Source organism: Pseudomonas sp. BLCC-B112, from assembly GCF_028550695.1.
In the GTDB taxonomy this organism is placed as follows: Bacteria; Pseudomonadota; Gammaproteobacteria; order Pseudomonadales; family Pseudomonadaceae; genus Aquipseudomonas; species Aquipseudomonas danubii.
Window position 1 is genome coordinate 12,833 of sequence record NZ_JAQQGK010000012.1, and the last position, 23,249, is coordinate 36,081.

At 59.4% G+C, this 23,249-nt stretch carries 19 protein-coding genes, 4 tRNA genes and 1 pseudogene; 19 read left to right on the top strand and 5 right to left on the bottom strand.

From position 1 onward, the window contains the following. Positions 1–23: 23 nt before the first annotated feature. The 3 genes from asd to PQT43_RS26710 all read left to right on the top strand — a co-directional run bounded on the left by asd (position 24) and on the right by PQT43_RS26710 (position 5,130). A complete protein-coding gene (gene asd / locus PQT43_RS26700) occupies positions 24–1,136 on the top strand; it encodes an aspartate-semialdehyde dehydrogenase (RefSeq protein ID WP_102863663.1) in 1,113 nt (370 codons plus the stop codon). A 177-nt stretch (positions 1,137–1,313) separates the two neighbouring features. After that, positions 1,314–2,324, top strand: coding sequence for an aspartate-semialdehyde dehydrogenase (locus PQT43_RS26705; RefSeq protein ID WP_253084544.1), 1,011 nt, complete (start codon positions 1,314–1,316; stop codon positions 2,322–2,324). Positions 2,325–2,529: 205 nt separating this feature from the next. Then, positions 2,530–5,130 (top strand): FimV/HubP family polar landmark protein, encoded by a 2,601-nt coding sequence (locus PQT43_RS26710; RefSeq protein WP_272755060.1) that lies wholly within the window; start codon positions 2,530–2,532, stop codon positions 5,128–5,130. A gap of 73 nt (positions 5,131–5,203) precedes the next feature. On the opposite strand, the gene PQT43_RS26715 is transcribed toward PQT43_RS26710, so the two are convergent. Beyond that, a complete protein-coding gene (locus PQT43_RS26715) occupies positions 5,204–5,863 on the bottom strand; it encodes a M24 family metallopeptidase (protein ID WP_253084546.1) in 660 nt (219 codons plus the stop codon). A gap of 218 nt (positions 5,864–6,081) precedes the next feature. Between PQT43_RS26715 and truA the strand changes: the two genes are divergently transcribed. From truA to PQT43_RS26775, 12 genes are all read left to right on the top strand, one after another. Then, complete coding sequence (gene truA, locus PQT43_RS26720; protein WP_102863657.1) at positions 6,082–6,906, top strand: tRNA pseudouridine(38-40) synthase TruA; 825 nt, start codon at positions 6,082–6,084, stop codon at positions 6,904–6,906. A gap of 63 nt (positions 6,907–6,969) precedes the next feature. Next, complete coding sequence (locus PQT43_RS26725; RefSeq protein WP_253084547.1) at positions 6,970–7,602, top strand: phosphoribosylanthranilate isomerase; 633 nt, start codon at positions 6,970–6,972, stop codon at positions 7,600–7,602. Between the two features lie 259 nt (positions 7,603–7,861). Beyond that, a complete protein-coding gene (gene accD, locus PQT43_RS26730; protein WP_060838410.1) occupies positions 7,862–8,782 on the top strand; it encodes an acetyl-CoA carboxylase, carboxyltransferase subunit beta in 921 nt (306 codons plus the stop codon). Beyond that, positions 8,779–10,086, top strand: coding sequence for a bifunctional tetrahydrofolate synthase/dihydrofolate synthase (gene folC, locus PQT43_RS26735; RefSeq protein WP_253084548.1), 1,308 nt, complete (start codon positions 8,779–8,781; stop codon positions 10,084–10,086). Before accD ends, folC begins: the two co-directional genes overlap by 4 nt. After that, the gene (locus PQT43_RS26740) at positions 10,070–10,723 is read left to right on the top strand and encodes an SPOR domain-containing protein (RefSeq protein WP_253084549.1); all 654 of its coding nucleotides are present in this window, start codon (positions 10,070–10,072) and stop codon (positions 10,721–10,723) included. Before folC ends, PQT43_RS26740 begins: the two co-directional genes overlap by 17 nt. Before the next feature lie 98 nt (positions 10,724–10,821). After that, on the top strand, positions 10,822–11,379 hold the full coding sequence (locus tag PQT43_RS26745; RefSeq protein ID WP_016968003.1) for a CvpA family protein: 558 nt from the start codon (positions 10,822–10,824) through the stop codon (positions 11,377–11,379). A 41-nt stretch (positions 11,380–11,420) separates the two neighbouring features. Then, complete coding sequence (purF, locus tag PQT43_RS26750) at positions 11,421–12,926, top strand: amidophosphoribosyltransferase (protein ID WP_102863649.1); 1,506 nt, start codon at positions 11,421–11,423, stop codon at positions 12,924–12,926. Positions 12,927–12,962: 36 nt separating this feature from the next. Next, entirely contained in the window at positions 12,963–14,174 is a 1,212-nt protein-coding gene (locus tag PQT43_RS26755; RefSeq protein ID WP_102882499.1) for an O-succinylhomoserine sulfhydrylase, read from the top strand. Further along, a complete protein-coding gene (locus PQT43_RS26760) occupies positions 14,171–14,947 on the top strand; it encodes an SDR family oxidoreductase (RefSeq protein ID WP_110652595.1) in 777 nt (258 codons plus the stop codon). The genes PQT43_RS26755 and PQT43_RS26760 overlap by 4 nt, the downstream gene beginning before the upstream one ends. 125 nt (positions 14,948–15,072) lie before the next feature. Next, positions 15,073–15,148: transfer RNA gene (locus PQT43_RS26765), tRNA-Val, on the top strand. A gap of 58 nt (positions 15,149–15,206) precedes the next feature. Then, positions 15,207–15,283 (top strand) — tRNA-Asp (locus tag PQT43_RS26770). Positions 15,284–15,384: 101 nt separating this feature from the next. Next, positions 15,385–15,461: transfer RNA gene (locus PQT43_RS26775), tRNA-Asp, on the top strand. 208 nt (positions 15,462–15,669) lie between these two features. On the opposite strand, the gene PQT43_RS26780 is transcribed toward PQT43_RS26775, so the two are convergent. Continuing rightward, complete coding sequence (locus PQT43_RS26780; RefSeq protein ID WP_170002263.1) at positions 15,670–16,953, bottom strand: NAD(P)/FAD-dependent oxidoreductase; 1,284 nt, start codon at positions 16,951–16,953, stop codon at positions 15,670–15,672. Between the two features lie 187 nt (positions 16,954–17,140). On the opposite strand from PQT43_RS26780, the gene PQT43_RS26785 reads away from it, so the two are divergent. Further along, positions 17,141–17,217 (top strand) — tRNA-Val (locus PQT43_RS26785). 186 nt (positions 17,218–17,403) lie between these two features. On the opposite strand, the pseudogene PQT43_RS26790 reads toward PQT43_RS26785, so the two are convergent. From PQT43_RS26790 to PQT43_RS26800, 3 genes and pseudogenes are all read right to left on the bottom strand, one after another. Beyond that, positions 17,404–18,005: pseudogene (locus PQT43_RS26790) on the bottom strand (CatB-related O-acetyltransferase). Between the two features lie 218 nt (positions 18,006–18,223). After that, complete coding sequence (prfH, locus tag PQT43_RS26795) at positions 18,224–18,841, bottom strand: peptide chain release factor H (protein ID WP_272755063.1); 618 nt, start codon at positions 18,839–18,841, stop codon at positions 18,224–18,226. After that, positions 18,841–19,974 (bottom strand): RNA ligase RtcB family protein, encoded by a 1,134-nt coding sequence (locus tag PQT43_RS26800; RefSeq protein ID WP_272755065.1) that lies wholly within the window; start codon positions 19,972–19,974, stop codon positions 18,841–18,843. The genes prfH and PQT43_RS26800 overlap by 1 nt, the downstream gene beginning before the upstream one ends. Before the next feature lie 309 nt (positions 19,975–20,283). On the opposite strand from PQT43_RS26800, the gene PQT43_RS26805 reads away from it, so the two are divergent. The 3 genes from PQT43_RS26805 (at position 20,284) to PQT43_RS26815 (ending at position 23,121) form a co-directional block, all read left to right on the top strand. Then, on the top strand, positions 20,284–20,634 hold the full coding sequence (locus PQT43_RS26805; RefSeq protein WP_102882495.1) for a hypothetical protein: 351 nt from the start codon (positions 20,284–20,286) through the stop codon (positions 20,632–20,634). Positions 20,635–20,979: 345 nt separating this feature from the next. Next, a complete protein-coding gene (locus tag PQT43_RS26810) occupies positions 20,980–21,609 on the top strand; it encodes a lytic polysaccharide monooxygenase auxiliary activity family 9 protein (protein WP_102863640.1) in 630 nt (209 codons plus the stop codon). A gap of 45 nt (positions 21,610–21,654) precedes the next feature. Further along, the gene (locus PQT43_RS26815; RefSeq protein ID WP_416375954.1) at positions 21,655–23,121 is read left to right on the top strand and encodes a carbohydrate-binding protein; all 1,467 of its coding nucleotides are present in this window, start codon (positions 21,655–21,657) and stop codon (positions 23,119–23,121) included. Positions 23,122–23,249: the final 128 nt, after the last annotated feature.

Below are 23,249 nucleotides of genomic sequence, written 5' to 3' on the forward strand. Positions count from 1 at the left end.
ACTTTTGTAAAGGTGTAGTTGCGATGAAACGTGTAGGTCTGATCGGTTGGCGCGGTATGGTCGGTTCCGTGCTCATGCAGCGGATGCTTGAAGAGCAGGACTTCGATCTTATTGAACCGGTGTTTTTCACCACTTCCAATGTCGGTGGCCAGGGGCCGTCGGTGGGCAAGGACATTGCTCCACTGAAGGATGCCTACAACATTGAAGAGTTGAAAACCCTCGACGTGATTCTGACCTGCCAGGGTGGCGACTACACCAGCGAAGTCTTCCCCAAGCTGCGTGAAGCCGGCTGGCAGGGTTACTGGATCGACGCCGCTTCCAGCCTGCGCATGCAGGATGATGCGGTGATCATTCTTGACCCGGTGAACCGCAAGGTCATCGACCAGCAACTGGATGCCGGGACCAAGAACTACATCGGTGGCAACTGCACCGTCAGCCTGATGCTGATGGGCCTGGGCGGCTTGTTCGAAGCCGGTCTGGTGGAGTGGATGAGCGCCATGACCTACCAGGCGGCCTCCGGCGCCGGCGCGCAGAACATGCGCGAGCTGATCAAGCAAATGGGCGCGACCCACGCGGCTGTCGCTGATGACCTGGCCAATCCGGCCAGCGCCATCCTCGACATCGACCGTAAAGTGGCTGAAGCCATGCGCAGCGATGCCTATCCGACCGAGAACTTCGGCGTGCCCCTGGCCGGTAGCCTGATCCCGTGGATCGACAAGGAACTGCCTAACGGCCAGAGCCGTGAAGAGTGGAAGGCCCAGGCCGAGACCAACAAGATCCTCGGTCGCTTCAAGAGCCCGATCCCGGTGGATGGCATTTGCGTGCGCATCGGCGCCATGCGCTGCCACAGCCAGGCGCTGACCATCAAGCTCAACAAGGATGTGCCGATCGCCGATATCGAAGGGCTGATCAGCCAGCACAATCCCTGGGTCAAACTGGTGCCGAACCAGCGCGACATCAGCATGCAGGAGCTGAGTCCGACCAAGGTCACCGGCACCCTGAACATCCCGGTTGGCCGTCTGCGCAAGCTGAACATGGGCTCGCAGTTCCTCGGTGCCTTCACCGTGGGCGACCAGTTGCTGTGGGGTGCAGCCGAACCGCTGCGCCGCATGCTGCGGATCTTGCTGGAGCGTTGATTCTCTAAGCGTTTGAAACAGCCCGCCCCTTGCACAAGGCGCGGGCTTTTTCATGCTCATGTAGCGGACTCGCCCGCGAAGAGTGCTTTAGCCCAACCAGCACTTTCCCCCGCGAATTGCCTCGTCACCCCGTGCCGGGTAAAGTGCCGCTCCCCCCGTTCCGCCTGAGGTAGCACCATGACCCCGTCCTTTGATATTGCTGTTATCGGCGCCACCGGCACGGTTGGTGAAACCCTGGTGCAGATTCTCGAAGAGCGTGATTTCCCCGTTGCCAACCTGCACCTACTCGCCAGCAGTGAGTCGGCCGGTCACTCGGTGCCGTTTCGCGGCAAGAATGTTCGTGTGCGAGAAGTCGACGAGTTCGACTTTGGCAAGGTTCAGTTGGCGTTTTTCGCCGCGGGCCCTGCGGTGACCCTGAGCTTCGCTTCTCGTGCCACAGCGGCCAATTGCGCCGTAATCGACCTCTCCGGTGCCTTGCCGTCGGCCCAAGCGCCCAATGTCGTGCCTGAGGCCAATGCCCAGGTGCTGGCTGGTCTAAAGAAGCCGGTGCAACTGAGCAGTCCCAGTGCTGCGGCCACGGCGCTGGCGGTGGCGCTGGCGCCATTGCAGGACGTGCTGGATATCCAGCGGGTCAACCTCACCGCCAGCCTGGCGATTTCCAGCCAGGGGCGTGAGGCCGTCAGCGAACTGGCCCGGCAAACCGCCGAACTGCTGAATGTGCGACCGTTGGAGCCGCGTTTCTTCGATCGCCAAGTAGCCTTCAATCTGCTGGCTCAGGTCGGTACGCCAGATGCCCAGGGACACACGCTGTTGGAAAAGCGTCTGGTGAGAGAGTTGCGGGAGGTGCTGGGGCAGCCTTTATTAAAGATTTCTGTCACTTGCATTCAAGCACCGGTGTTTTTTGGCGATAGCTATAGCGTGACTTTGCAGTCAGGTGCCGACGTCGATCTGGCGGCGGTGAATGCGGCGCTGGAGGCGGCTCCCGGCCTGGAACTGGTGGACGCCGGTGATTATCCCACCGCAGTGGGTGACGCCGTGGGCCAGGACGTAGTCTATGTGGGGCGGGTTCGTGGGGGCGTCGACGATTCGGCGGAACTGAATCTGTGGCTGACTTCGGACAACGTCCGCAAAGGTGCGGCCTTGAACGCTGTGCAGCTGGCTGAATTGTTGATAAAAGACCTGCTGTAAAAGATACTTGGCAACAATTTGCAGAATGAATCTAGCCGGGCGCTATGCTTGGCAAGTTGCTGGAGGTGAGTGGCCGTCAGGTGCTCCCGGGGCATGCAGTAAATAATCCCGCGTGGCGGTCGCTCATGATCCCGCGCAGTGCCTTATGGCAGCCGCTACAAAACCTTCTCGCTGGCCGAGGAATGTTCAAACAAAGGATGAGGCTATGGTTCAAGTTCGCAAACTGGTGTTAGCAATAGCGGCCGCCTCGGCGCTGTCCTCCGGTATGGCGCAGGCGCTTGGGCTCGGGGAGCTGACCCTGAAGTCGAGTCTGAACCAGCCTCTGGTAGCAGAAATCGAATTGCTCGATATCAAGGACCTTACTGCTGCGGAAGTGGTGCCCAGCCTGGCCCCGGCAGAAGAGTTCGCCAAGGCCGGCGTCGATCGTCAGGCCTTTCTCAATGACCTGAGTTTTACTCCTGTTCTCAATCCCGGCGGCAAGAGCGTACTGCGGGTGACCTCGAGTCAGCCGTTGTCGGAGCCGATGGTCAAGTTTCTGGTCCAGGTAATGTGGCCCAACGGTCGTCTGCTGCGCGATTACAGCGTGCTGCTGGACCCTTCGAAGTTTTCCCCGCAAGCCGCTGCTGCTGCACAGGCGGCACCGGTCAGTGGCCCGGCGGTGAATGCCCCGGTCACTCGTGCCAACAAAGTCAGCAAGCCTGAGCAATACACAACTGCGCCTCGTGACACACTGTGGGAAATCGCCGCGAAGAATCGCAATGGCGCGTCGATCCAGCAAACCATGCTGGCGATCCAGGCGCTGAACCCGGACGCCTTTATCGACGGCAACATCAATCGATTGAAAGCTGGCAGGGTCCTGCGCCTGCCTGACGTGGTGCAGAGCACCGCGTTGCCGCAGCCCAAGGCCATTGCCGAAGTGGCTGCGCAGAATGCTGCCTGGCGTCAGGGGCGTCGCGCTGGTGCACGGAGCCAGCTGCAGGTGGATGCGACTCGTCGTGCGGGTGCCGAAAAGGCGCCCAAGCAGGTCAACACCAAGGACAACCTGAGCCTGGTTTCTGCGGACAGCGGCAAGGCTGGTGGCAAGGGCGTCGCGGGTGATAGCAAGGCCCTGAACAACAAGCTGGCGGTGACTCAGGAAAGCCTGGATGCAACCCGTCGCGATAATGCTGAACTCAAGGAACGCATGGCGGATCTGCAGAGTCAGCTGGACAAGCTGCAGCGCCTGATCGAATTGAAGAACAACCAGTTGGCCAAGTTGCAGGCTGAAGGTGCGGCCCCTGTCGCTCAGCCAACAGCGGTGATGCCTGCTGAACTTGTGGCCAAACCTGAGGCGCCTGCGGCGACGCCAGTGGTTGCGCAAGCTCCAGTCAGTGAGCCAGCAGCCAATCCGGCTCCGGATGTGCCAGCGGCCCAGGCTGACGAAGACAAGTATGGCGACCTGCTGACCAATCCAATCCTTCTCGGGCTGGTAGGTGGCGGTGCGATAGTGGCGGTGTTGCTGCTGTTGCTGTTGCTGGCACGTCGTCGCAAGGCTCAGCAGGAAGCGGAAAAGCACCTGCGCATGGCTCGGGCGTTGTCCGAGGAAAATAGCGACTTCGCCGAGGAACTGGATCTTCCTGAAGGTAGCTTCGAAGGTCTTGAAGTCCCGCCACCAAGCGTCAAGCTCGCTCCAGCTCCAGCTCCAGCTCCAGCTCCAGCTCCAGCTCCAGCTCCAGCTCCAGCTCCGGTGGTGGCGCCAGTTCCGGCGGCGCCGGTTGAGCGAGCCACCGATGTGCTGGGGCAGGCGCAGAACCATATCGATGGTGGTCGCCTGAATCAGGCGGCAGCCATTCTTGAAGAGGCGGTCAAGCTCGAGCCGCAGCGCAGTGATCTGCGTCTGAAGCTGATGGAGGTGTATGCGCATCAGGGGGATCGCAGCGCCTTTGTCGCTCAGGAGCGGCAGCTGGTAGCCAATGGCGATAACCACGCTCAGGTCGAGCAGCTCAAGAGCCGTTTCCCGGCGATGGTGGCGGTGGCGGCGACAGCGGGGCTGGCTGCTGCGGCTGTGGCTGCGGAACTGGACGCTCAGTATGTCAAGGAGCTGCTGGATGAGCCTGAGCCCGCTGAGCCCGCGGCGCCTGTGGAAGGTCTGGACGCGGATTTCGATCTGAGCCTGGATGACCTCGAGGCAGCTTCGCCAGCGGTAGTGGCGTCTGAGCCTGAGGTTGAACTGGAGGAATTCCCTCTGGACGACGACCTGAGCTTTGGTTCGGTTCTTGAGCAGCAGACTGCGGCCCAGGAAAGCCTGGATGATCTGGGGGATTTCGACCTTGATCTCGGAGCGGACCTGCCGGCGTCGACCCAGAGTGACGACGACTTCCTGTTGAGCCTGGAAGACGATCTCAAGGATCTGCCGGCTGGCGATGTGCCTACCGTCACCGAGTCGACGCTGGATGACTTGGATCTGTCGGCGGACTTCGATCTGTCCCTGGCTGATGAAATGGATGCCGCGGCAGAGCCCAAGGACGCCTTTGCCTCCGAGCTGGATGATGTCAACGCCGAACTGGATCGTCTGGCCCAGAGTCTGGATCAGCCTGAGCCGGCTACGCCAAGCTTCACGGCTGAAGATGCTGCGGCTGCGCCTGAGGAAGCGGATTTCGACTTCCTCGCCGGCAGCGATGAAGTGGCCACCAAGCTGGATCTGGCTCAGGCCTATATCGATATGGGTGACAACGACGGCGCGCGGGATATTCTGGGCGAAGTGCTCAGCGAGGGTAATGAAGGGCAGAAGAGCGAAGCGCAGGAAATGCTCGCAAGACTGGCCTGAAACAACCCGATGCTTGAGCAGAACGGCAGCCGATAAGGCTGCCGTTTTTGTTGGTGGCGCTTTTGGCGGTCATTCAGACCAGCAGGTCTTCGTAGAAGGCGCCAAAGGGGCGAGTAGGGTGGGCGATCTGGATTTCCAGGATCCACAGGCCCACTTGTGGGCAGTCGGCGAAGTCCCCCAGGTCTCCAGCGCGATAGATCGCGTGGGGGAAGTCGCTGACCCGATGCCCCTTGATCTCCAGGTTGAGCATCCAGCCCATGGCGCGGGCCTGTTCTTCGGCATATTGGTACAGTTCGGCGCCGGCCACTTGATGGGTTTTCCAGTGATCGTGCACCTGATCGAACAAGCTCTTGGCGGCCGCGGCACAGGCGTGCATTTCCTCGTCGCAACCTACGACGTAAGTCGCTCCGCAATCGCCTTCGTGGCGATCCCAGACGACTCCCAGGTCAATGAAGAACAGATCGTTTTCATTCAGTTGGGGGTCGCTGTCGGAGCGTTGCTTGAAGGTCTTAAGGGTGTTGGCGCCAAAACGAATCAGCAGTGGGTGCCAAATACGTTCCATGCCCAGCTCCTGTAATACTTGCAGGCCCATCTCCCTGGCGGTGGATTCGTGCATGCCGGGCTTGATCCGCCTGGCCATTTGCGCGATGGCCTCCCAGGTCATGCGCTTGGCGTGGAGCATGCCTTCCAGGCTGTAGGCCAGGCCCACGGCTTCTTTGTTGGTTGCGATCATTCGTCGGCTCTCGGTCAGGGTGTTTGTTTCTCTACCGCTATGTAGGTTGCTATATAGCGATGACCTGGCGGCTGATGCAATCGTTGTCGACGTGAAGCAATCTGCAACTAAACCGCGGCAGTGCATGGCGTCTGCTCCCGCCAGCCTTATAATGAGCGCCTTTGCGCATATCAGCAGGCTGTAAGTTCTTGGCAAATATAGATAACCCGGCCGCCGAAATGGCGGCCGCAGGCTTTTCCCGCATCGCTCTGGGTGTTGAATACAAGGGGTCGCGCTATCGCGGTTGGCAGCGTCAGGCTTCTGGTGTGCCCAGCGTCCAGGAAACCCTGGAGAAGGCCTTGTCCAGGGTCGCGGACTCTCCCGTGGTGGTGGCTTGTGCGGGGCGTACCGATGCCGGTGTGCATGCCTGTGGTCAGGTGGTGCATTTCGATACCCAGGCCGTGCGCTCGATGAAGGCTTGGGTCATGGGGGCCAATATCAACCTGCCTCATGACATCAGTGTCAGTTGGGCTCGTGAGATGCCGGCGCATTTTCATGCTCGGTTCAAGGCGATTGCCCGGCGCTATCGCTATGTGATCTACAACGATCAGATTCGTCCGGCCCATCTCAATGAGGAGGTCACTTGGAATCACCGGCCGCTGGATATCGAACGGATGGCCCAGGCTGCCGCGTTTCTGGTGGGGACCCATGATTTCAGTGCGTTCCGGGCTGGCCAGTGCCAGGCCAAGTCGCCGATCAAGGAGATTCACCACCTGCGGGTTACCCGGCACGGCAAGATGATTGTCCTGGACATTCGCGCCAGTGCCTTCCTGCATCACATGGTGCGCAATATTGCCGGGGTCTTGATGACCATCGGTGCGGGCGAGCGGCCGGTGGAATGGGCGCGGGAGGTGTTGGAGAGCCGGATTCGCCGCACGGGCGGGGTCACCGCCCATCCTTTCGGCCTGTATCTGGTGCAGGTGGAATACAAGGATGAGTTCCAGTTGCCGGAGAGATACATCGGGCCACATTTCCTCACCGGTTGGTCTGAACTTGACGGCTGACGCCCGGAAAAGCATTTGCTACCATCCGGAACTTTCCGACTTTGCCCCCGAGGTTCAAACGACATGTCAGCTGTTCGCAGCAAGATTTGCGGGATTACCCGCATAGAAGATGCGTTGGCAGCGGTGGCGGCGGGGGCTGATGCCATCGGTCTGGTGTTCTATGCCAAGAGTCCCCGGGCGGTGAGTGTGCAGCAGGCGCGGGCGATCATCGCCGTCTTGCCGCCGTTCGTGACGACGGTCGGGCTGTTCGTCAATGCCAGTCGCTGCGAGTTGGGGGAGATCCTCGATGCCGTTCCGCTGGACCTGCTGCAGTTCCACGGCGATGAGTCGGCAGCGGATTGCGAGGGTTATCACCGTCCCTATATCAAGGCGCTGCGAGTCAAGGCCGGGGATGACGTTGCTGCTGCCTGCCTGGCTTATCCGCGCGCCAGCGGAATTCTGCTGGATACCTATGTCGAGGGTGTGCCGGGGGGAACTGGCGAGGCCTTTGACTGGTCCCTGGTTCCTCAGGGGCTGAGCAAGCCGATCATCCTGGCTGGCGGACTGTCAGCGCAGAACGTCGCCGAGGCCATTGCTCGGGTTCGCCCCTACGCGGTGGATGTCAGTGGCGGTGTGGAGCAGAGCAAAGGCATCAAGGATCCGGCAAAGATTCAGGCATTTATGCAGGCAGTGCGTCGCAGCAACGAGTCGATGTGACGGCTGGCAGTCTGCCGCCGTCCATAACACCACTGTACAAAACAGGCAGGCGCCGCCTTAAGGCGGGGTCGGAGTCGAGTGGCAACCGCTCTATTGCGGGTTGTCGGGATGGCTGAGGGGCGCTTCATTGCAGGCAGGTCGAGCCCGGTGCTGACCGCGGTAGCGAAGTGATCATCGCCGCACACATGAATTTAGCTCAAGGGCATACGCGGGGTTGCGAACCAGAGCGTTCGGGCCGCCGGTACTGGAGAAAGAAAGCATGAGCAACTGGTTAGTAGACAAACTGATCCCTTCGATCATGCGTTCCGAGGTGAAGAAAAGCTCGGTGCCCGAAGGTCTTTGGCACAAGTGTCCGTCCTGCGAGGCGGTGCTTTATCGTCCGGAGCTGGAAAAGACCCTGGATGTTTGCCCCAAGTGCAATCACCACATGCGCATCGGTGCTCGCGCCCGGATCGATATTTTCCTCGACGCCGAAGGTCGTGCCGAGCTGGGTGCTGATCTGGAGCCGGTTGACCGTCTGAAATTTCGTGACGGCAAGAAGTACAAGGACCGTCTGACAGCAGCGCAGAAGCAGACGGGCGAGAAGGACGCTCTGATCTCCATGAGTGGCACTCTGCTGGGCATGCCGGTCGTGGTCTCGGCCTTTGAGTTCTCCTTCATGGGCGGGTCCATGGGCGCCATCGTTGGCGAACGCTTTGTCCGCGCGGCCAACTACGCTCTGGAAAACCGTTGCCCAATGATCTGCTTCTCCGCCTCCGGTGGTGCGCGGATGCAGGAGGCGCTGATCTCCCTGATGCAGATGGCCAAGACTTCCGCCGTGCTGGCGCGCCTGCGTGAAGAAGGCATTCCATTCGTCTCCGTGCTGACCGATCCGGTCTACGGTGGTGTTTCCGCCAGTCTGGCGATGTTGGGTGATGTAATCGTCGCCGAGCCTAAAGCCCTGGTGGGCTTCGCGGGGCCGCGAGTGATCGAGCAGACCGTGCGGGAAAAACTGCCGGAAGGCTTCCAGCGCAGCGAATTCCTCCTGGAGCATGGTGCCATCGACATGATCATCTCCCGTCAGGAGCTGCGTCCGCGCCTGGGTAATCTGCTGGCCCAGCTCATGGGGCTGCCGACGCCTGAATTCGTGGCCGCTCCCGTTGAACCGATCGTGGTTCCGCCGGCTCCAGCAAACCTATGACCCAGCGTACCCTGGGCGATTGGCTCGCCTACCTTGAGCAGTTGCACCCTTCGGCCATCGATATGGGGCTGGAGCGCTCGCAGCAGGTAGTGGCCCGGATGGGGCTGGGCAAGCCGGCGCCTCGGGTCATCACGGTCACTGGTACCAATGGCAAGGGCTCTACTTGTGCCTTTGTCGCTTCCCTGTTGCGGGCTCAGGGCTTGCAGGTTGGGGTCTACAGCTCGCCGCACCTGCTGCGCTACAACGAACGGGTGCAGATCAATGGCGTTGAGGCCACTGATCAGCAACTGTGCGAGGCCTTTGTTGCGGTAGAGGCGGGGCGTGGTGATGTTTCCCTGACCTATTTCGAGATGGGCACCCTGGCGGCCTTCTGGCTGTTCCAGCGCGCGGCCCTGGATGCCGTAGTCCTGGAAGTGGGGCTGGGTGGGCGTCTGGATGCGGTCAATCTGGTGGATGCCGACCTGGCATTGGTCACCAGCATTGGTGTCGATCATATCGAGTACCTGGGGGATTCCCGGGAGTCCGTGGCTTTCGAGAAGGCTGGAATCTTCCGTGCCGGCGCTCCAGCTCTGTGTGGCGACCTGAATCCGCCGCAGCCTTTGCTGGACAAGGCGCGAGAGCTGGGTTGTCCGCTTTTCCTCCGGGGGCGAGATTTCGACCTCGGGCTCACCGAAGAATATTGGCAATGGCGCGGTCTGGATGCCCAGGGCAATCAGGTTGAGTTGCGTGATCTGCCGCTGCTCGATTTGCCCATGGAAAACGCGGCGTTGGCGTTGCAGGCCTACCTGCTTACCGGGTTGCCCTGGCAGCCTGAGCTGATCGGTGTAGCTCTGCAGCGGACCCGGGTGACCGGCCGTCTGGATCGTCGGCAGATCGAGTGGCAGGGCAAGCGTCTGAACCTGCTGCTGGATGTGGGGCACAATCCCCATGCCGCGCAGTATCTGGCCGAGCGCCTGGCGCGTCGACCTGTAGCCGGCAAGCGCCTGGCGGTATTCGGCCTGCTGGCAGACAAGGATCTGTCGGGAGTTGTCGGCAGTTTGCAGGCCTCGGTCCAGCACTGGGCGGTGGCTCCACTGGATTCGCCTCGGGCGCGCCCTGTGGAGGATCTGCAGGCCGCCTTGGAGAACCTTGGTGCTTCGGTAGCGTCTTATGCCAGTGTCGCAGCGGCGTTGGACGCGCAATGTGCGCAAGCGACTGCAGATGACGAAATTCTGCTGTTCGGATCTTTTTATTGTGTTGCCGAGGCGCTTGAGTGGCTCGCCCGGCGCTCCACGGAGGAAGCTGAACATGGCAATGCTGGATAAGGTCTACAAGCAGCGAATGGTTGGAGCGCTGGTGTTGGTGGCTTTGGCGGTGATTTTTCTGCCGATGCTGTTCTCGCGAGAGGATGAGCAGCGCCACGTAACGGTTGAAGCGCCGCCGGCGCCACAGGCCTCGGTCATGCCTCAGGTTCAGGTTGAGCCGGTGGTAGTGCCTGAGCCCCAGGTATTGCCCCAGGAACCGGTGTCTATCGACGAGCCCGTGGTGCAGCAGGTTGCACCGTCGATGCCGATTGCTCCGAGTGCGCCAGCGGTTGCGCCAGCACCTGTAGTGGCCAGCAAGCCGGCGCCAGCGCCTAAGCCTGCCCCTGTGCCGGCCCCGGCCCAGCCGATTGCCGCAGCCAAGCCTGATACCAGTCAGAGTCGGATCGATGCCAATGGTCTGTCCATCAGCTGGTCGGTGCAGTTGGCCAGCCTGTCGAGCCGTGAAAGTGCGGAAAACCTGCAGAAAACCCTGCGCAGCCAGGGCTATAACGCATATATCCGTTCTGCTGAAGGCAAGAATCGGGTGTTTGTCGGGCCGTTGATCGAGCGTGCCGAGGCTGATCGCCTGCGTGACCTGTTGGGTCGTCAGCACAACCTCAAGGGTTTTGTGGTGCGCTTCCAGCCGGAGCGTGGCTGAGGCTATCTGGCTGATTTCAAAAGCACAGTGAATCGCAGCTTACCGACAGCCAAGCGCTCTGTTAAAATGCGCCGCCTTATCCGTCTGTAGGCTGCACTGTGCCATTTACCTGGGTTGACTGGGCGATCGTTGCAATAATCGCCATCTCCGCTTTGATCAGCTTGAGCCGCGGTTTCGTCAAAGAAGCCTTGTCGTTGCTTACCTGGATCATCGCAGGAGTCGTTGCCTGGATGTTTGGTGGCTCACTGTCCGAGTACCTCGGCGGTTATATCGAAACTCCTTCGGCTCGCGTGATCGCGGGCTGCGCAATCATGTTTGTCGCCACCTTGCTGGTGGGGGCAATGGTCAACTATCTCATCGGCGAATTGATTCGTGTCACCGGTCTCTCCGGAACCGATCGATTTCTCGGCATGGCCTTCGGCGCGGCGCGTGGCGCGTTGCTGGTGGTCGTGGCCGTCGGGCTCTTGAGCCTGGGGCCGGTTCAGCAGGATTCCTGGTGGCAACAGTCGCGACTGGTGCCACAATTTCTATTGGTTGCAGACTGGTCCAAGAACCTCATTCTGGGGTGGAGCAGTCAGTGGCTGGCCAGCGGTATCAGCGTACCCGCTGAAATACCGTTCAAGGAGCACCTCTTACCGGCCAAAACGCCTCAGTAAGATGTGTTCAGTTCAGTTTCATTAAGTAGGGGTTGCGTCGCATGTGTGGCATCGTCGGTATCGTCGGTAAGTCGAACGTCAATCAGGCGCTGTATGACGCGCTAACCGTCCTCCAGCACCGCGGCCAGGACGCTGCCGGTATCGTGACCAGCCATGATGGCCGGTTATTCCTGCGCAAGGACAATGGCCTGGTTCGTGATGTGTTCCAGCAGCGGCATATGCAGCGTCTGGTCGGTCATATGGGTATTGGCCATGTGCGTTACCCGACTGCGGGCAGTTCGACTTCGGCCGAGGCTCAGCCGTTCTACGTCAACTCGCCGTACGGCATCACCCTGGCGCACAACGGCAACCTGACCAATGTCGAGCAGTTGGCCAAAGAGATCTATGAGTCCGATCTGCGCCACGTCAACACCAACTCCGACTCCGAAGTGCTGCTCAACGTGTTCGCTCACGAGCTGGCCCAGCGCGGCAAGCTGCAGCCTACCGAGGAAGACGTGTTTGCTGCGGTGACTGACGTGCACAACCGCTGTGTCGGTGGTTACGCAGTGGTGGCCATGATCACCGGTTACGGCATCGTCGGTTTCCGTGATCCACACGGTATCCGTCCGATCGTCTTCGGCCAGCGTCATACCGACGAAGGCGTGGAGTACATGATTGCCTCGGAAAGCGTTTCCCTGGACGTGCTGGGCTTTACCCTGATTCGCGACCTGGCTCCGGGCGAGGCGGTCTACATCACTGAAGAAGGCAAACTCTACACCCGGCAGTGCGCCACCAACCCGCAACTGACTCCGTGCATCTTCGAGCACGTTTATCTGGCTCGTCCTGACTCGATCATTGATGGTGTCTCGGTGTACAAGGCGCGTCTGCGTATGGGCGAGAAGTTGGCCGAGAAGATCCTGCGCGAGCGTCCGGAGCACGATATTGATGTGGTGATCCCGATTCCGGACACCAGTCGTACCGCGGCGTTGGAGTTGGCCAACCATCTGGGCGTCAAGTTCCGCGAAGGTTTCGTCAAGAACCGCTACATCGGTCGCACCTTTATCATGCCGGGCCAGGCGGCGCGGAAGAAGTCCGTGCGTCAGAAACTCAATGCAATTGAGCTGGAATTCCGCGGCAAGAACGTGATGCTGGTGGATGACTCCATCGTCCGTGGCACCACCTGCAAGCAGATCATCCAGATGGCCCGTGAAGCCGGCGCGAAAAACGTCTACTTCTGCTCGGCGGCCCCTGCTGTACGCTATCCGAACGTGTACGGCATCGACATGCCAAGCGCCCACGAGCTGATTGCTCACAATCGTTCGACCCAGGATGTGGCGGACCTGATCGGTGCCGACTGGCTGATCTATCAGGACCTGCCAGACCTGATCGAAGCAGTCGGTGGTGGCAAGATCAAGATCGAGAGCTTCGATTGCGCCGTGTTTGATGGCAAGTACGTCACTGGCGATGTGGATGAGGCCTATCTGAACAAGATCGAGGACGCTCGTAATGATGCCTCCAAGGCCAAGACTCAGGCAGTCAGCGCGATCATCGATCTGTACAACAACTGATCCAGAGCATTTAAGAAGACATTAGGAGTAGGCGGCATGAGTCAGGATTGGGATGCCGGTCGGCTGGACAGCGACCTTGAAGGCGTAGCGTTCGATACCCTGGCGGTGCGCGCCGGCCAACACCGCTCGCCGGAAGGCGAGCACGGTGATCCAATGTTCTTTACCTCCAGCTATGTGTTCCGTACAGCCGCCGATGCGGCTGCGCGGTTCGCCGGCGAGGTTCCTGGTAACGTCTATTCGCGCTATACCAACCCGACGGTGCGCTCGTTCGAAGAACGAATCGCGGCGCTGGAGGGGGCGGAGCAGGCAGTCGCCACGGCTACTGGCATGGCGGCCATTCTTTCGGTGGTGATGAGTCTTTGCAGTGCTGGAGACCATGTGCTGGTGTCACGCAGTGTATTCGGCTCGACCATCAGCTTGTTCGAGAAGTACTTCAAGCGTTTTGGTGTTGAGGTTGATTACGTACCCCTGGCGGATCTGTCTGGCTGGGATGCGGCAATCAAGAGCAACACCAAATTGCTGTTTGTCGAGTCGCCATCCAATCCCTTGGCCGAGTTGGTGGACATCGCTGCACTGGCCGAGGTAGCGCATGCCAAGGGCGCGATGCTGGTGGTCGACAACTGTTTCTGTACCCCTGCGTTGCAGCAGCCGCTGAAGCTTGGCGCGGACGTGGTGGTGCATTCGGCGACCAAGTTCATTGACGGTCAGGGCCGTTGTATGGGCGGTGTGGTGGCCGGCCGCAGCGAACAAATGAAAGAAGTGGTGGGTTTCCTGCGTACTGCAGGGCCGACCCTGAGTCCGTTCAATGCTTGGATTTTCCTCAAGGGGTTGGAGACTCTGAGCTTGCGGATGCGTGCCCACTGCTCCAATGCCCTGGCCCTGGCGCAATGGCTGGAGCAGCAGGACGGTGTCGAGAAGGTGCACTACGCCGGTCTTGCCAGTCATCCGCAGCACGAGCTGGCCAAGCGCCAGCAGCGTGGTTTCGGTGCGGTGGTGAGCTTTGAGGTCAAGGGCGGTAAAGAGGGCGCCTGGCGCTTTATCGATGCCACTCGGCTGATTTCGATCACTGCCAACCTGGGCGACAGCAAAACCACTATTACCCATCCGAGCACCACTTCCCACGGGCGTCTGGCGCCTCAGGAGCGTGAGGCTGCCGGTATTCGTGACAGTCTGATCCGCATTGCGGTGGGGCTGGAGGATGTGGCTGACCTGCAGGCCGACCTGGCTCGCGGTCTGGCAGCCTTGTGATCGAGTTGTCCACGCCTCCGGGTGGCGTTAATGGTCGTGTTGCGCTGGTCACCGGCGCGGCGCGGGGCATTGGCCTGGGGATCGCTGCATGGCTGATCAGTGAAGGCTGGCAAGTGGTGCTGACCGATCTGGATCGGGAGCGCGGTTCCAAGGTTTCCAAGGTGCTGGGTGAGAATGCCTGGTTCATCACCATGGACGTGGCGGATGAGCAGCAGGTGGCGCAAGGGGTTGCCGAGGTGCTGGGGCAGTTCGGGCGCCTGGATGCCCTGGTCTGCAATGCTGCGGTGGCCGATCCGCACAACATCACCTTGGAAAGCCTGGACCTGGCCTACTGGAATCGGGTGCTGGCGGTGAATCTTGGCGGGCCTATGCTGCTGGCCAAGCATTGCGCGCCTTATCTGCGTGCCCATGGCGGTTCTATCGTCAACCTGGCTTCTACTCGTGCTCGGCAATCGGAGCCCGACAGTGAGGCCTATGCGGCGAGCAAGGGTGGTTTGCTGGCCTTGACTCACGCCCTGGCAATTAGCCTGGGGCCGGAAATTCGGGTCAATGCCGTGAGTCCTGGCTGGATCGACGCTCGTGATCCAGCGGTGCGACGCGCCGAGCCGTTGTCTGATGCTGATCACGCCCAGCATCCAGCGGGCAGGGTGGGGGCGGTGGAGGACGTGGCAGCGATGGTGGCTTGGCTGCTGTCGCGCAACTCGGGATTCGTTACTGGTCAAGAGTTCGTGGTGGACGGCGGCATGACCAAGAAAATGATTTATCAGGGATGATGCGGTCTTGGCTTTTGCCTGAGCCTCACAGTGTGTCGCTTGCAGCTGTTTCTGAAAAAAACTTCAAGCCTGCTATTGACTTAGCTTCGGTACCTGCGTAAATTTCGCGGCCTCAGCGAAGCAAAGGGTGATTAGCTCAGCCGGGAGAGCATCTGCCTTACAAGCAGAGGGTCGGCGGTTCGATCCCGTCATCACCCACCATTCCTGAGAGCCTTTCGAGAGAAAGGCGGAAGCTTCCAAGGAAGCCTCCAACCGACGCGCAGCGGTAGTTCAGTCGGTTAGAATACCGGCCTGTCACGCCGGGGGTCGCGGGTTCGAGTCCCGTCCGCTGCGCCATATTTTCCAGATCAGGTTGACCTGGTTTGAGATTGGAAAGTCAAAAAGCTTTTTAGTCAGACGATTTAAACGGTTCACATGGACGCAAGTCCAAGCGATACGCAGCGGTAGTTCAGTCGGTTAGAATACCGGCCTGTCACGCCGGGGGTCGCGGGTTCGAGTCCCGTCCGCTGCGCCATATCAGTTTCAAGGACCACTGAACGCCTTGAAGCAACGAAGAAAGCCAAAGGCTTGATTCGCATAGATAGCAAAGGCCCTGGTCGAAAGACCGGGGTTTTTTGTTTTTGCAATGAGCTTGGTGCAGTTGTGCAATTTGAGTGGAAATGTCCGAGCATAAAAAAACCGCCTGTTGGGCGGTTTTTTTATGGTGGCAGAAAGGCCGTTTATCAGAGGCCGAACTTGTCTCGTAGACTGTAGTACCAGGCTCCTAGTGCAGTGAATGGAGTGCGCAGCAATTGGCCTCCAGGGAAAGGGTAGTGGGGTAGATCGGCGAAGGCGTCAAAACGCTCTGCCTGGCCTCTTAGGGCTTCTGCCAGGACCTTGCCCGCCAGGTGGGTATAGGTCACGCCGTGTCCACTGCAGCCCTGGGAGTAGTAGATGTTGTCTCCCAGACGACCAACCTGTGGCAGGCGCGATAGGGTTAGCAGGAAGTTGCCGGTCCAGGCGTAGTCGATCTTCACGTTTTGCAGCTGCGGGAAGGCCTTGAGCATCTTCGGCCGGATGATCGCTTCGATATTGGCCGGGTCACGGGCGCCATACACTACTCCGCCGCCGAAGATCAGGCGCTTGTCGCCGGAGAGGCGGTAATAGTCCAGCAGGTAGTTGCAGTCCTCGACGCAGTAGTCCTGGGGCAGCAGGCTGGCTGCCAGCTCATCGCCCAAGGGTTCGGTGGTGATCACCTGGGTGCCGCACGGCATGGATTTGGCTGCCAGCTCCGGAATCAGGTTGCCCAGGTAGGCGTTGCCGGCGACGATGATGAACTTGGCGCGGACTTTGCCCTGCGGGGTATGTACCACGGGGCTGACGCCGCGCTCGATGCGTACCGCTGGGGATTGTTCGTAAATGGTCCCGCCCAGGGATTCCACGGCAGCCGCTTCACCCAGGGCCAGGTTCAGCGGGTGGATGTGGCCGCCACTCATATCGAGCATGCCGCCCTTGTACTGGTCGCAGGCCACGACTTCACGAATGCGCCGCTCGTCCAGTAACTCCAGCTGAGTGTGGCCGTAGCGCTCCCACAGACGCTTCTGCGACTCCAGGTGACCCATTTGCTTGCTGGTCAGTGCGGCAAACACGCCCCCGTCTTTCAGATCGCACTGGATCTGATACTTGGCGACGCGCTCGCGGATGATACGGCCGCCCTCGAATGCCATCTGGCCCAGCAGTTGTGCTTGCTTGGGGCCGACAGTGCGTTCGATTACATCGATGTCGCGACTGTAGCTGTTGACGATCTGCCCGCCATTGCGCCCGGATGCGCCAAAGCCGACCTTGGCGGCCTCGAGCACGGTCACCCGGAAGCCGTTTTCCAGAAGAAACAGGGCGCTGGACAGGCCGGTGTAACCTGCGCCTATCACGCAGACGTCGGTTTCAACCTCATCTTGCAATTGTGGGCGTTCCGGGGCCGCATTGGCGGAAGCAGCGTAATAAGACTGTGGGTAGGGAATGTTCGCCATCCTGCGACCTCATGTGTTTAATATATTTTACGAGTGCGTCGATGCTACCTGAGTTGAAAATCCGCTACCAGACAGGAAGAAAAACTTCTTCGTGGCCGCGAAATTAAAAAATTCGCATATTCATAGGCTTAGCTGCAAAAAAGGTGTTGACACCCCTTTGGAATTCCGTAGAATGCCGCCTCACAGCAGGCACGTAGCTCAGTTGGTTAGAGCACCACCTTGACATGGTGGGGGTCGTTGGTTCGAGTCCAATCGCGCCTACCAAACAAAATCCGCTCTGCTGGGCGGTCTAGAAGGGGTTCACCGAAAGGTGAGCCCCTTTTTGCTTTGGGCGTTTTAATTGTATTGCGAGGCGCTCTTCAGAACTTCGGTGCGATCACTGTTTTTCCGCATGGCGCTTCTTGTCCTGATGGCGGCCGGAGTGTGAGCGGGCCGCTTGGGGATGTCGGGTCAGGGCGCTCGAATGAACTCCTGCCAGTGCTGAAACAACGCCGCGATATTGCTACTGGTCATCAGTGGCATTACCGCTTTTAACTGGTCGTCGCTCCAGTGCCTCCACGGCATCGCCAGAAGCCTCTCGATGCTACGTTCGTCGAAGCGTTTACGGATCGTCTTGAAAGGACTGCCGCCGACGATTGCCTAAGGTTCGACATCTCGTGTCACCAGGGCGCGGGTGCCTATCACTGCACCGTCTCCGATGTTGATGCCGGGCATGACAACGGCTTCGGAACCCATCCAGACATCATTGCCGATCACCGTGTCCCCAGCGGCTTCGTAGCCGTTTTGTGCGCCTGTGAACGCAGGCTCTTCGGACATCCAATAGAAGGGAAGGTGCTGATCCGCGCGTTCCTATGCCCTTGGTTGCCGGCCATTATGAATGCCGCCCCTGAGCCCATTGAGCAGAAGCTGCCGATAATCAGTTGGTCTGCGCCTTCATCATGAAGAAGGTCGTTTGCGCAGTCATTGAAGCTGTGATCGTGCTAGTAGCCGGAGTAGTAGCTGTAGCGGCCCACCTGGATATCCGGGTGGGTTACTTGCTGATCAAGGGGGATGCCTTTGAAGGGGCTTTAAAAATAGTTGTTCATCAAGGTTTTTACGCCGTGTCTTCAATTGTCCTGGTCGTTGCCGTCCACGGTTCTTGTTGTGGGTGGCGGTCCTGTTGGCGAGCGGGTTGAGGATTTTTTACGTGCGGTTCCCTGTTTTCGCAGGCGAAGCTCGCCAACTTCTGGTGCAGGGAGCCGTCGTGATGGCCGGCTCCCGTGGCCGGGGGTCAGTCTTGGGTTATGAACGCGTTGCCGTTGAAACTGCGTACCGGGTTGCCGCGCTCCACTCGGTGGTGGGCGTCGCGGCGTTGCAGACGCAGTGCTTCCTCGGATTGCTGTTGCCGATCCGCCAGACGCTGCAGGATCAGCAGGCGAGCAACGCGCTTGTTGTCGTGCTGACTGCGTTCGGACTGCACTTTCACGCTGATTCCAGTTGCCAGGTGCGTGGCACGCACGGCGGAGTCGGTGGTGTTCACGTGTTGTCCGCCCGGACCCGAGGCGCGCATGGCTTCAAAGCGGATTTCGCCGTCCATGCTGTCTTGTGGAGCCTTGAACAGTTGCCCGGCGAAATACCAGTTTTTGCGTTTGTGTCCAGGGCGATACGGGCTTTTGCAGGTCCAGAGCAGGGTGCCTGTCCAGCGTTCAGCCAGTCTTGCAGCCTGTTCGCCATCAAGGCTGATCAGGGCCGACTTGTGGGTGTCCCGAGTTTGGCCGGGTACCTGTTCGACCAGGCTGGTACGTACGCCTTGTGCCTCGGCTTCGCGATACAGGAGGCGCAAAGCCTTGGTCACCGCCAGCTCGCACTCGGCAGGCCCCTGGGCAGAGGACAGCTGTAACAGCAGCATCAGCAGCACCCCCGGCGTTTGTAAGTCAGTACCGGCTTGAGCCGGGCGATGACCTTTACCAGGCCGGCGTCCCGCAGGCTGCCCACTACGCTGTCGATGCTCTTGTAGGCTTCGGGCGCTTCCTCATACATCAATCCGCGGTCCTCGCAGATCACTCGGCTGCCCAGTTGCGTGCGCTTGAGCTGGTCGAAACTGAAGCGGGTCGCCAGCCGGCCCTTGCAGTCGCTGCGCAGCCATTTGCGTCCGGCGCCGTGGGCCAGGGAGAACAGGCTGACAGGCGTCGGAGTGGGCTGTACCAGGTAGCTGTAGTCACCCCGGGAGCCCGGAATGACCACTGGGCCCTGGTCCGATGGTGTGGCGCCCTTGCGATGCAGCCAGCCCTCGACGCCATCGATATTCGCCGGGGACACCAGATTGTGGTTGATGTCCAGCACGGCGTGCCCCCTGGCTCGCAGGTTGTGCAGCAGGCGTTCGGCAATCAGTCGTCGGTTGGCTTCGGCGAAGCGCAGGGCCTCATCATGCTTTTGCAAGTACTGGACGCCGGCGGCGCTGGTCATCTCCAGGCCGTTGTGCCCGTGCTGATCCACATGGCGCCGCAGTATCGCCTCTCCCAGGCCGCGAGAGCCGCTATGCACCAGCAGTAACAAGGCTTTCGGATTCAGTTCCAGAGCCAGCAGGGCTGCGGTGTCGTACACCTGATCGAGCTGTTGCAACTCGGCGAAGTGATTGCCGCCGCCAATGGTGCCCAGTGAGTGCTCGTGACCGGTGAGGGGCAGGCCCAGTTGGGCACGTTCTTCATCCCACTGTTGATCCAGAGGGAGATCGATATTGCCGATTTTCTTTTCCAGCTTGTCGAGATTGAGGCGGCTGCTGGAGAGGTCGGTTTGCCACAGCGCCATGCCGCAGCCGATGTCGTTGCCCACCAGTGCCGGATAAGCCACCTCAGTGGAAAAAAATGCCGCACCTACCGGGTAGCCCCGGCCTGGGTGCAGGTCCGGCATGCCGACGACCTGGCGCATGCCGGGCAGTTGGGCGGTGGTGTGCAGTTGCTGGAGCGCTTTGTCTTCGATCCAGGTGGTGTCGGAGGCGATAAGAGAGACGCCATTCGACAAATGACGGATGCAAGTGTCCATGTCCAATTCCTGATTGGAAAAAAATATTCAGGTAGTGGCAGGACGGAGCGGGGTTAAGCGAAGGCGCTAACGGGTAGCGGATACAGCGTTTAAACCAGGCACGTCCTGCAAGGGGTGATCAGCTGTTGCATGGTGGATCTCCTTGGCAAAAGTGTGGGAAGGGGCGCGAAGGTTAATCCTTTGCCTGAGGCCTTGCAATGGGGTTTGTAAACAAAAGGCAATTGGCATCGCGGCTTTTTTTCTTCTGCTCAAACGCCTTTTCTCCGCCGTGTGAGCGATACTCTCGCGTTTTATGGACGAGGTGGCAGCATGCGGGTTTTGATGGCGGTGATGGTTGCGGTGTTGTTGGCCGGCTGTGCAAGTTCCACCATGGATGATGCCCGGACAAGAACGCCCAACAAGACCCTGACCTCGGCCAAGGCCGATCAACTGGTGGCGCAATGCGTACAGTTCGCCTGGCAGGATGAGGCGGTCTTTGGTGTGGATGCGGCTGCCTACCTGCAAGCTGGCAAGGTAGGCGGATATACGGTGTATACCCGTGCAGCTGAAGTCTTCGTGGATATCAAGGCCGAGCCCTCGGGCACCGCTGTCCACTATTACGCGATCGAGGATAGCTCTGTTTCGAAGCGGCGATTGGCTGCGTTGGCGACCTGTCTGTAAGCCCAGGCAGCGCTTCAGGTGTAGGCGCTCAGCCTTTCTGTCAGCAAACCCGGCAATCGCCGGGTTTTGTTGTTTCTGGGTGCCGTGTTTTCAACGCAAGTTGTATGGCTTGATATTTTCTCTCGGCAGAAAGTATGAGTTTTAGTGTAGAAAAGCGTGTAATACATTGACTCTTTAAAGTGTCAGTTCAAATAAAGAAGTCTAGTATTTAATAGGGCTGGCGCTGAATTGTGTAAATTGTTCTGGATGGTTAGTTTGTGATGTGGTGAAAAAATCGAGAAAAGTGCGCTAAGTTAAAGGTGCTCAACAAGGAGCAAGACTTACTTAATCAATGGAGTGAAAGATATGAACAAGCCACAAGCTCAAGTTAAACATGGTCGCGTTGTTTCGCCTTCCAGTCGTGGTGCGGTTGCAGTAGAGCTGGGATTGCTGGGAACCTGGCAGGTGAATGAAATGGAAGGCGGGAAAAACTTTCCGGCTCTGACCGCCGGGCCTTTCCCGAAACCTTACGACAGCGATGTCGGGAGCGCGGTACCTCCCGCAGATGGCCACATTCTCAGTGGTGGCAAGGTGGATGAGCGCGACTGCATCAACTTCACCAACGAGGAAATGTCGAAGAAAATCAATCGTGCCTTCAGCTGGCCGCTGCTCAATGTGGACCCCGGTCAGGTATTCCGGGTGCAATGGGAGTACACCGCGCCTCACGTCACTCGTGGCTACAGCTGGTTCATCACTAAAGATGGTTGGGATCCGAAGCAACGCATCAGCCGTGCACAACTGGAGCCTCAGGCTTTTTATCAGGATTTTTATACCGAAGTTCCATTCGACAAGTTTGGCTCGGTATTGAAGGCCAAGACTAATCATGAAGTTGTGCTGCCAAAAAACAAGAAAGGCCACCATGTTGTGGTGCTGGTGTGGGTTGTCGCCAATACCGGAAACGGGTTTTATCAGGCCTTCGATCTGGACTTCAAGTAAGTCTCGGTCGTGCAGCCCCCTTTAACAGTTCTGAAGGATTAGAGCGTGAATAAAATCGATTTTGCATTAAACAAGAGTCAAGCTGCCGATGCGGCCTCCATGATGCCGAGTATTGCCGGCAAGAAGATCCTCATGGGCTTCTGGCATAACTGGGCCGCCGGTTCTGCCGACGGTTATCAGCAGGGGCAATTTGCCAATCTGAGCCTGCTGGATGTCCCCAAGGAGTACAACGTGGTGGCGGTGGCCTTCATGAAGGGCAACGGCATTCCCACCTTCAAGCCCTACAACCTCTCGGACACCGAGTTCCGGCGTCAGGTCGGTGTGCTCAACAGCCAGGGGCGCGTCGTGCTGATTTCCCTGGGTGGTGCCGATGCGCATATCGAGTTGCGCAAGGGCGACGAGCAGCCTTTGGCCAACGAAATCATCCGTCTGGTGGAGACTTACGGCTTCGATGGCCTGGATATCGATCTGGAGCAGAGTGCAATCGACTATGCCGACAACAAGAGTGTGTTGCCGGCAGCCTTGAAGCTGGTGAAGGATCACTATGCCGGTCAGGGCAAGCATTTCATCATCAGCATGGCGCCGGAGTTTCCGTACCTGACCAGCAATGGCAAGTACGTGGCTTACCTGCAAGCCCTGGAGGGCTACTACGACTTTGTCGCGCCGCAATACTACAACCAGGGTGGCGATGGACTCTGGGTGCCGGAGGCCAATGGCGGGCAGGGCGCCTGGATTGCCCAGAACAATGATCAGATGAAGGAAGACTTCCTGTTCTACCTGACCGACAGCCTGGCTTCGGGCTCTCGCGGTTACACCCGGATTGCGGCGGACAAGCTGGCAATCGGCTTGCCCAGCAACGTCGATGCCGCGGCCACGGGCTATGTCATCGATCCCGTGGCTGTGAGTAATGCGTTCAAGCGGCTGCAGGATGCTGGTCATGCCATCAAGGGCTTGATGACCTGGTCGGTGAACTGGGATGCCGGAGTCAGTCGGCAAGGCGTGCCGTACAACTGGGAGTTCCGCAACCGTTATGCGCCGTTGATCCATGGCGATGGCGCAGAGCCCGAGCGTCCCGGGGCACCTGGCAACCTGCAGGTGCTGGGAACCACTCGTAGCAGCGTCACCTTGAGCTGGGGCGCCTCCAGTGGTGTGCGTCCGGTGGAGTTCTACACCCTGTATCGCGATGGCAATGCGGTGGGCCAGGCGACTTCCCTGGGCTTTGAAGACAAGGGGCTGAGTGCCGATACCCAGTACAGTTACTTCGTTACGGCCACTGATACTCAGGGTCGTGAATCGTTGCCCAGTCGCAGCCTGAGTGTCAGGACTGCGGGTGGCGCCGTCGATCCGAGCTTTCCTGAGTGGAGTAGCAGTCAACGCTATCTCCGGGAGGACGGAGTGAGCTACGAGGGCAATCACTATCTCTGCCTTCAAGAGCACACTTCAAACCCGTCATGGACGCCCTCCGTGGCTTTCACCCTCTGGAGCAAGGTGTTGCTGGAGCGTCATGGCTGAACAGTGACGTCGTTGTTTTTCTCAACGGCAAGGCGGCCCGCACGGATGTTGTCGATCCGAATGCGGGTCGCCTTTTTTTCCTGAAGGCTGTCCATGGATGATCGGCGGCAGGTGGATGGGCGTGGCGC

What these genes read in the sequence shown, in the direction of transcription:
- asd (WP_102863663.1), top strand. Translation starts at nt 24, where the DNA reads ATGAAACGTGTAGGTCTGATCGGTTGGCGCGGTATGGTCGGTTCCGTG.
- PQT43_RS26705 (WP_253084544.1), top strand. Translation starts at nt 1,314, where the DNA reads ATGACCCCGTCCTTTGATATTGCTGTTATCGGCGCCACCGGCACGGTT.
- PQT43_RS26710 (WP_272755060.1), top strand. Translation starts at nt 2,530, where the DNA reads ATGGTTCAAGTTCGCAAACTGGTGTTAGCAATAGCGGCCGCCTCGGCG.
- PQT43_RS26715 (WP_253084546.1), bottom strand. Translation starts at nt 5,863, where the DNA reads ATGATCGCAACCAACAAAGAAGCCGTGGGCCTGGCCTACAGCCTGGAA.
- truA (WP_102863657.1), top strand. Translation starts at nt 6,082, where the DNA reads ATGGCGGCCGCAGGCTTTTCCCGCATCGCTCTGGGTGTTGAATACAAG.
- PQT43_RS26725 (WP_253084547.1), top strand. Translation starts at nt 6,970, where the DNA reads ATGTCAGCTGTTCGCAGCAAGATTTGCGGGATTACCCGCATAGAAGAT.
- accD (WP_060838410.1), top strand. Translation starts at nt 7,862, where the DNA reads ATGAGCAACTGGTTAGTAGACAAACTGATCCCTTCGATCATGCGTTCC.
- folC (WP_253084548.1), top strand. Translation starts at nt 8,779, where the DNA reads ATGACCCAGCGTACCCTGGGCGATTGGCTCGCCTACCTTGAGCAGTTG.
- PQT43_RS26740 (WP_253084549.1), top strand. Translation starts at nt 10,070, where the DNA reads ATGGCAATGCTGGATAAGGTCTACAAGCAGCGAATGGTTGGAGCGCTG.
- purF (WP_102863649.1), top strand. Translation starts at nt 11,421, where the DNA reads ATGTGTGGCATCGTCGGTATCGTCGGTAAGTCGAACGTCAATCAGGCG.
- PQT43_RS26755 (WP_102882499.1), top strand. Translation starts at nt 12,963, where the DNA reads ATGAGTCAGGATTGGGATGCCGGTCGGCTGGACAGCGACCTTGAAGGC.
- PQT43_RS26780 (WP_170002263.1), bottom strand. Translation starts at nt 16,953, where the DNA reads ATGGCGAACATTCCCTACCCACAGTCTTATTACGCTGCTTCCGCCAAT.
- prfH (WP_272755063.1), bottom strand. Translation starts at nt 18,841, where the DNA reads ATGCTGCTGTTACAGCTGTCCTCTGCCCAGGGGCCTGCCGAGTGCGAG.
- PQT43_RS26800 (WP_272755065.1), bottom strand. Translation starts at nt 19,974, where the DNA reads ATGGACACTTGCATCCGTCATTTGTCGAATGGCGTCTCTCTTATCGCC.
- PQT43_RS26805 (WP_102882495.1), top strand. Translation starts at nt 20,284, where the DNA reads ATGCGGGTTTTGATGGCGGTGATGGTTGCGGTGTTGTTGGCCGGCTGT.
- PQT43_RS26810 (WP_102863640.1), top strand. Translation starts at nt 20,980, where the DNA reads ATGAACAAGCCACAAGCTCAAGTTAAACATGGTCGCGTTGTTTCGCCT.